This is a genomic window from Methylobacterium sp. D54C (assembly GCF_053345595.1).
In genome coordinates this window covers 1-7,920 of record NZ_JBKFAK010000060.1, presented here as the reverse complement: position 1 = coordinate 7,920, position 7,920 = coordinate 1, and the positions used below count along the sequence as shown (strand labels likewise).

6 protein-coding genes are annotated in these 7,920 nt (G+C 64.6%); 4 read left to right on the top strand and 2 right to left on the bottom strand.

The window, feature by feature from the left end:
- Positions 1-416 precede the first annotated feature (416 nt).
- Entirely contained in the window at positions 417-1,166 is a 750-nt protein-coding gene (locus ACLBYB_RS32175; protein WP_447701303.1) for a flavin reductase family protein, read from the bottom strand.
- A 278-nt stretch (positions 1,167-1,444) separates the two neighbouring features.
- Entirely contained in the window at positions 1,445-2,989 is a 1,545-nt protein-coding gene (locus tag ACLBYB_RS32170; protein ID WP_447701302.1) for a hypothetical protein, read from the bottom strand.
- Between the two features lie 664 nt (positions 2,990-3,653).
- On the opposite strand from ACLBYB_RS32170, the gene ACLBYB_RS32165 reads away from it, so the two are divergent.
- From ACLBYB_RS32165 to ACLBYB_RS32150, 4 genes are all read left to right on the top strand, one after another.
- Positions 3,654-4,505 carry a PspA/IM30 family protein gene (locus ACLBYB_RS32165; RefSeq protein ID WP_447701301.1) on the top strand — a complete coding sequence of 284 codons (852 nt, stop codon included), beginning with the start codon at positions 3,654-3,656 and terminating at the stop codon, positions 4,503-4,505.
- Positions 4,502-5,161 carry an OB-fold-containig protein gene (locus ACLBYB_RS32160; protein ID WP_447701300.1) on the top strand — a complete coding sequence of 220 codons (660 nt, stop codon included), beginning with the start codon at positions 4,502-4,504 and terminating at the stop codon, positions 5,159-5,161. Before ACLBYB_RS32165 ends, ACLBYB_RS32160 begins: the two co-directional genes overlap by 4 nt.
- A gap of 30 nt (positions 5,162-5,191) precedes the next feature.
- Positions 5,192-6,994: a flotillin family protein gene (locus tag ACLBYB_RS32155; RefSeq protein WP_447701299.1), complete on the top strand. Its 1,803-nt coding sequence runs from the start codon at positions 5,192-5,194 to the stop codon at positions 6,992-6,994.
- A 323-nt stretch (positions 6,995-7,317) separates the two neighbouring features.
- A complete protein-coding gene (locus tag ACLBYB_RS32150; RefSeq protein WP_447701298.1) occupies positions 7,318-7,911 on the top strand; it encodes a hypothetical protein in 594 nt (197 codons plus the stop codon).
- The last annotated feature ends 9 nt before the right edge of the window (positions 7,912-7,920 follow it).

Here is a 7,920-nt window from a genome sequence, read left to right as displayed (position 1 = left end):
TCGCGGGCTGGCATCAGCCCCGTGGGCCGCCGTTCCGCTCCACGTCGCACCGGGCAGGTTCGCCATGACCCGGCATGACCTGACGCCGCCAACCACCCGAGGAACCGCGCCGCGGGGCATGCCTCACTCTGTGCCGAACGTCAGGATGAGCCGTGCCCCCGCGATCGCCGAACCCCGGTTCGCTTCGCCAAGCGCTGAGGCCTTGCCAATCCGGGGACTTCCAAGCACGCCACTGGCGAGGTTTGCCCGCCGTCGCTCCGTCACTGGGGGCGACGCCCAGCCCAAATCCCCATAGGCCCGCCCGCCATCCCGCGGGTTCGTTCATCCAAGACTTTCGTACGCCTCGCGGCGACCGAAACTCTTCAGGTTTCCAGCCGGCTTGCTTTTGAATGACATAGAATGAAAGCGGACCAGAGCTAACCCAGCCTGAGATCTTTGTTGGGGTCGAACCCATCTCGGCTGGTGTTCTGCAATCCGACTGGTTCAAGCACACCGTCGCGAGCCCGATCCACGTCGGGCATGCGGTAGCATTTTTCCTCAATCTCGGCGAGGCGGGACGGTACGATCTCGCTGCTGGACACACCGTAAAGCTTCTGGAAGTTCATGATCAGTGGCTGCCACTTGGCAGGGTCGATGCGGTTCTCGTGCCCATCCATGAGCAAGCTCGGATGGACATGGACACGGGTGATACGAACTTCGAAGGCCGAGATCAGGCCCGCGACCTGGGGATCGTCGTCCATGATGCCGTGTTGAGCTGCGACGACAGCTTCCAGTTGGATGGGGCACTCCAAGGCCCGTGGCGCAGCCACGGTCTGCGATGCGATGGGCGTCAGGCCAGCCACTTCGAACTTGGAGGGCTCATACGTATAGCCCAGCCGCTGCTTCAATTCGGGTATCTTCTCGGTGCCGGTCAGGCGCGCCAGCCTGTTCACCGCGTCAGCCTGTTTCGGTGACGCCAAGTTGAGGACGCACTGCCCCGTGCGGATCATATTCTGCGGCGTTTGCGATGCAGTCTGGAGACCGAGCATGCACCGCCAGCCGAGCCACCACGCTGACGACATCGGAGCGAGGTTGGGGGTGCCGTCCTCGTTCTGCGTGCTGATGAGGACGACCGGGGTTCCGAGGTAGAGTATCGACGGCTCGATTGTGACGTGGGTATCGATCACGAGGGGCTCCGTGGCTTGGCAACGAACCACGTATGCGACTGCATGATCTGCGACGCTTCCCGCTTCTTGCGCCGCAATCCAACTTCCGCGCGCCGCTCGGCAGCGGGCTATCGCATATGCACTACAAGCGGAAGTTACTCAGTGGCCAACGGATGACCGCTCACGGGAAGCGGCAGTGTCTATCCGAACGGCTGGGCTGGGTCGGAAGCCGCCGCCTGCTGCAGGTACCAGGCGTCACATCTCGAACTCCTGCGCCCGCCGGCGGCGTAGCCTGACTGTCATTGTCCCCTCCGTTTTCCACGTTTGGGGCGCGGAAGTACCGGCCGCCTCGATGGGTTAACCTTGCGAGCCGGCTTGTCAGCAGATGCAGCTGCTTCCGACCGGGCGACCTTCGCCGTCACAGTCCATATCCCGGGACGAGAGGCCTCCCGCGCCACGCGATCAATTTGGGAATTTAAGTCTTCATGCAGCCCATCATGTCGTGGGGCGATGGTTTCTACAACAATCTCTGGCTTTGCACCAACAAAGGAAACCTTGTTTCCGGCGGCAAGGGGCGACGCATCCGCTTTGACGATGGCTGAGTAGACCAAGTCGCAAAACTCGATGCAGATCGGAAGGTAGATGTACCCTTCGGTTCCATCGGGAACCGAGATCGGACCGTCCGAACTGAAAACAAATTTACTTCCCCGCCGCGTAGCGGCAGCATACATGTGCGCATTGTCCTTGAGCGCCTTAAACAATTCGCGCAAACTGATTTTTATCGGCTCATCCGACCATTCTCGACTGCATGCACCAGCCAGAAAAGAGCAGAACTCTGTAAGCAGCCCCCAATCCGCATTAAGCTTCAGCTCATACCGCGTCGTGTACTTGGCGGTCGATTGCCCACCGATTTCCATTGAGACGGACGCGCCCTTCTCCCTTAGCAGCAATGCAAAAGACATCACTCGGGCGAGATCGTTTAGAGAGTATTTCTTCTCGCTCTCGATTCGAATGGAAAATTCGTCCTCACCCGTATTTACATATATTAACCAATCAATAAATTCACTGCTCAGTCGGAGCAATTGATGCTCGGGCGCAAGGTTGGCGCTACCCGAGCCGTAGACGCTGACTGGCAACGTAGCGCGCTTGATGCCGCCGGCGGCCGTGACGGTGAGTTTCCCAAATTGAAACGGCTCGATCTCGACGGAGAGCTCGCCCTCCTCCCATTCCAGCCGATCCCCCGCTAACGAGAGGCCAAAGCGGCTTCTCTGTACGACGAATTTACTCAGCTCCAGCTTCGGAGTTCGACCTACGAGCAGGTGAGCGAGATCTCGCTCCGTCAGCCCGGTCGCAAGGTTGAAACCACCCATGATGGATTTTTCGTCGAAGCCACAGGTGCTGCGAAATTCCGATTTTGCTATACCGTATTTGTGCGGCTCTTCTGGTATGACCTCATAGATCGCGTCGCCCGCATCACTTCCATCGAGGGCAAGAATTTTGGCGTTATCGAGAGATAGTCGGTGATTGACGCGGTTGAAATTGACGTGGCCTGAATGCTCTGTCTGGCGGACCGCTCTCTGAACGGACTCGATCTCGTTCCTGTCGATGTGCAACAACCTCAAACGCGTCGGATGTTGCTCACTGTCGAATTCCATATGAAGTATGAAGGCTGGTAGATCCGTGTCGACCAAACGCTTCAAGGCCGACAGCTTCGCCACTACTGATGTCTGTCTTGAATCCGTCGACTTGATCTGGACAAGCGCCTTCTTCATCCCGGGCCTCATGTCATGTGGCACGCCCGGCAGTTCGTCTGGCTCGAATTCAACGAAGAAGTCCCAGCCCATCCGATCCGGGTGGGATGACAACACGGTGTAGCCACGTCCGCTCCATGACCTGAATAGATCTTCGCCGAGAGCGCCAACATCTCGGCGCGCGCGAGTGTATCTTCGTGCCAAGGCTTTAACCTCTCGATGAATGCCGAAAGCCCACGCCAGATGAGGTGTCTGACCCCATCTATTCATTGAGATCGCCGAAATGAACCGCAGCGTCCTCGGAAATCCTCAGTGGGTTTCCCCATAGGCGCTGCAGGCCTTCTTCGGAGAGGGCATCGACCTCTGCTCCGTCCTGAGAGTGGACGCCTACGGCGCCAACCGGTCCTACAGCCTACCAAGGGGTTGGAAACCGCTGACCCTTGAAAACACCAAATCGGTGTTTTAATCTCCATGCATGACCAGGGCCGAGCCGTTCCCCGCCTCCCTGACCTACCTGCTCCTGCCGAGCCCGGAGGATATGGCCGCAGTCCGAGATCTCCTCGAGGCATATCGCCGGATCCCGGCGATCCTGGATGAGATCCGGCGGAAGCACGGGCTCGGCGCCAATGTCGTCGCCCTCACGACGGTGGGCTATCAGCCGGTCCGCGATGCGACCGGCCTGCCCGCCCGGCTCGTAACCCTCGGCATCCGCGATCTCGCCCAGGCGAGCGGCATCGATCCGGCAACGATCGTGTCGATGCCGCTCGACGACAAGCTGTTCGCCGTGAAGGGCGTCTCGGCCATCGCACTGACCACGCTCGATGGCCGCCGCACCATGCCCTACCGCTTCGAGGGGTATGGCGACCCTTGGCATGGCGCTTCGCCTGCCAGGCTCGTCGTCGGGGAGGATGCGCTGACCATCTTGGCCGGCGTCACCATCACCGTTCCGCAGGAGACCAAGACCATGCCGGAGACCATCCTGACCCGGGTCGGCCGCATCATCGGCGGCCTCTCGAACGCGGCGCTGGACGCGGTCGAGGACCGCAACGGCCTGGCGATCGCGCAGCAGGCCCTGCGCGAGATCGACGACGTGATTGAGGAGGCGCGGCGCGACCTCGGCAAGGTTAAGGCGGAGGATCATCGTCTCAACGCGCGGCGCGGTCAGCTGGAGGCCGAGTTGAAGGCCCTCGGCGACAAGCTCGAGACGGCCCTGTCGACCGGGCACGAGGATCTCGCCAGGGCCGGCATCGCTCGGCAGATCGACCTGGAGAGCCAGATCGAGGCGGTCGACTCGAGCCTCGCAAGCGTGGCCGAGCGTCACGAGGCTGCGACGAAGGCCGTGCAGGCCGCACTGGCAGCGCGACGCGACGCCGAGCATCGCATCAGCCTGATCGAGCAGCCCAAGGGTCGAGGAGACGATCCCCTGGCCGACTACAACGACGACGCGGCCCGCACTGGCAAGCTCGAGCGCTCGCTCCGCGCGATCGACCGCGTCACGGGCACCGCCTCATCCCCGGCGGAAGCGAGCCTCGCCGACCTCGATCGACTGCACCGCGATCAGGCCATCGAGCAGCGGCTCGCCGCGTTGAAGCGGAACCGCTCCTCGTGACCGCCTTCGTCGCTCCGCACGTGTTCCCCTTCACCCTCGCCGCACTGGTGATGGTCGGCCTCGTGATGGTGGAAGGCGCCTCCCTGCTGATCGGCCACTCGCTCTCCGGTCTGGTGGACGGCCTGCTCGGACATGAGGGCGGCTTCGGTCACGCCGGACTGGAGACGAGCGCCGACGCGTCGAACGCGTTCTCCCCGGCCTCGTGGCTGTCCTGGCTGAATGTCGGGCGGGTGCCATTTCTGGTCCTGCTGATCGTCGCCCTGGCGGTCTTCGCGATAACCGGTTTCGTCCTGCAGGCCGCCGCCGGGGCGTTGTTCGCGCCTCTCCCGGCCTGGATCGCCGGCACCGTTGCCGTCGCCCTGACCGTGCCGGCGCTCCGGAGCTCCTCGCGCGTCCTCGCTCGCGTGATCCCGAAGGACGAGAGCTACGTCATCACCGCCGACGATCTGATCGGCACGACGGCCGAGGTCACGCTCGGCCCGCTCGATGACGGTCTTCCCGGACAGGTCCGCGCGGTGGACCGCCACGGCAACGCGCACTTCCTGCGCGCCCGTGCCGCCCCCGACGCTCCCGCCATGGCCAGGGGCGAGCGTGTGCTCCTCGTCGACCGCGCCGACGCCGTCTTCCTGGCGGTTCCGGACGGCCCCGAACTCTGATCCGCATATCGCCAACCAAAGGCTCCTTCGATGGACTTCGTCGACTCGCGCATCGTCAGCCTCCTGGTGCTGGCGGCCTTCATCCTGGTCGCGCTGCTCGGAATCGGCTTCGTGTTCTCGCGGCTCTACCGCCGCACGACCCGTGACACCGCCTTCGTCCGCACGGGCCTCGGCGGCCGGAAGGTCGTCGTCGACGGCGGCGCGGTCCTGCTGCCGGTCTTCCACTCGATCGCGATGGTGAACCTGAACACCCTCCGCCTGGAGGTGAAGCGTTCGGGCAACGAGTCGCTCATCACGAAAGACCGCCTGCGGGCCGACATCACCGTCGAGTTCTACGTGCGCGTCGAGCCGAAGGAGGATTCCATCGCGCTGGCCGCACAGACCCTCGGCGATCGGACCAACGACGCCAACCTTCTGCGCGAGCTGATCGAAGCGAAGTTCGTGGACGCCCTGCGCGCCGTCGCCGCCGGCATGAGCCTGCCCGACCTCCAGGAGAAGCGCGCCGATTTCGTGAAGGGCGTGCAGGAAGCCGTCTCGGGCGATCTGCGCCACAACGGCCTCGAGCTCGAGTCCGCCTCCCTGACCCGGCTCGATCAGACCTCGATCGAGCACTTCAACCCCGACAACTCCTTCGATGCGGAAGGATTGGCCCGCCTGAAGGAGATCACCGAGCAGCGGCGCAAGGAACGCAACGCCACGGTACGGGACGCCGAAGTCGCCGTCGCCGAGAAGGACCGCGAGACCGCCCTCCGGCAGCTCGAGATCCGGAAGGCGACCCGCGAGGCCGAGCTCGCGCAGGAGCGCGATATCGCGAACAAGACCGCCGAGACCCGCGCCGAGACTGCGCAGGCCGAGCAGCGAGCGCAGCAGAGCGAGCAGGCGGCGCGGATCGAGCGCGAACAGGCGATCCAGCTGCGAGAGGCCGAAGCGCGTCGGAACGCGGAGTCCGCACGCATCGAAGCCGACCTCGCCATCGCCCAGCGGAACGCGCAGGCCGAGCGCGATCGGCAGCTCCTTCTCCAGGACAACGCCATCCAGATCGCCGAGCGCTCGCAGAAGGAGTCTGACGCGCGCGCTGCCGCCAAGCAGGCCGAGGCCCTGGCAGTGGCCGCGGAGGAGAGGGTCGCGACCGCAAAGGCGAAGGAGATCGCCGAGCGCGAGCGCGAGGTCACGGTCATCGCGGCCAAGCGGGACGCGGAGAAGGAGGCTACGGGGATTACCGTCACGGCGGAGGCCGAGCGGCGCGCGGCCGAGGATCGCGCCACCGCGATCACCACGCTGGCCCAGGCCGAGGCGGAGGCCGCGAACTCCAAGGCCTCGGCGATCGCGAAGCTGGGCGGGGCGGAGGCCTCCCGCGAGAAGGTGATGAACGAAGCCCGCAACGCGCTCTCGGCCGAGGCGCGTGCCTACGAGACCGGGCTCAAGCGGCTGGAGATGATCCCCGGAGCGCTGCGGGAGAGCATGAAGGCCGTCGAGAAGATCGACTCGATCCGGATCTTCGACGCCGGCGGGTCTCTCGGAGCGGCAGGTACCGGCACCGGCGGCAGCCCTGTTACCGCAGGCTTCGGCGACAGCCTTTCGGGCCATCTCCTGCGTTATCAGTTCAACACGCCCATCCTCGGAGCGCTGTTGAAGGAGGCCGGCTTCGAGGGTGGCGGCAACGCCGTTTCGACCCTGGTCGGCGGTCTGCGCACGGACAGGCAGGTCGAAGATGGACTGGCCCACCCGGCAGCGTCGAACAAGGAGAGTTCGGATCGGCAGAGCGCTACGATCACCGGGGTGGGCACCTCGCCTCAAGCCGGAGGCGTAGAGCTCGACCGCCGAGAGGCGTGAGCTCATTCAACCATTCCGATGGAGCATCGCGTTCGATCCCACGTAGGGGCCCGCTCTGCCGGGACTGCGATCGGATCGAACGCGGCCAACAGCGAGCGTGGCGCCCCGAGAGGCCGACAACGAGGTGCCCGGACGTCGACGGCCGTCGCCCCCTATCGGCGCGCAGGTGCGGAGCGATGTTCGCAGGCCGCCTTTCGGTCTGCCGGAAGCGCCACCCACCCGCGAGGGCGAGTTCGACGTGGAGATGGCGAACCGGAACAGACGCGACCATCTCAGGCTTCCAGCCGCCCGGCGGCGAGCCCGTCCGCGAGGCACGATCGGACGTGACCTACCCCATGCTGCTCGCCCACGATGCGCGGACCGCCGCCATCCTCGAGGGTATGAAAGAGCGCGTCCCCGGTATGCCGCGGGACCTGCCGGACATGATGCGCGATCTCGCCTTCCGGCGCACGCTCGTGCACAGCCAAACCGCCGTGGCCCTGATCTCGACCCATCCGGACGAGCCCGCGCCGGACATGGCTTCCCTGGCTCGGCATGCGATCGCCCGGTGTCGCGACGGGGCGAAGGATCGCGAAGGGGAGCTTTCGTCGCCACCGGCCGGCACCACCGCGGAGGAGCTGCTCGCGATCTACCGTCAGGGCTTGGCCGTCATGCTGGAGGGCGCCAACAAGTGCCGTCCGCCCGTCATCGAGGACTTCACTGACATCCTCTCCCATGCACGCATCCGCAAACGCTACCTCGGGCCCGTCGCGGCTCTGTGCGTCGTCGCCCGCTGCGGCAGTCTGCCGAGTTCGACGATCGTCCTGTGTGGATGGCTCCCGCATTGCAAGTGGCGAATTGAGCTTCTGACGGGTTGGTCGGGTGCAGTCTTGTGTCCGGCCTGTCGATGCAGTCGTTCATGTGACCGCTGGCCCTGATGGTATCCG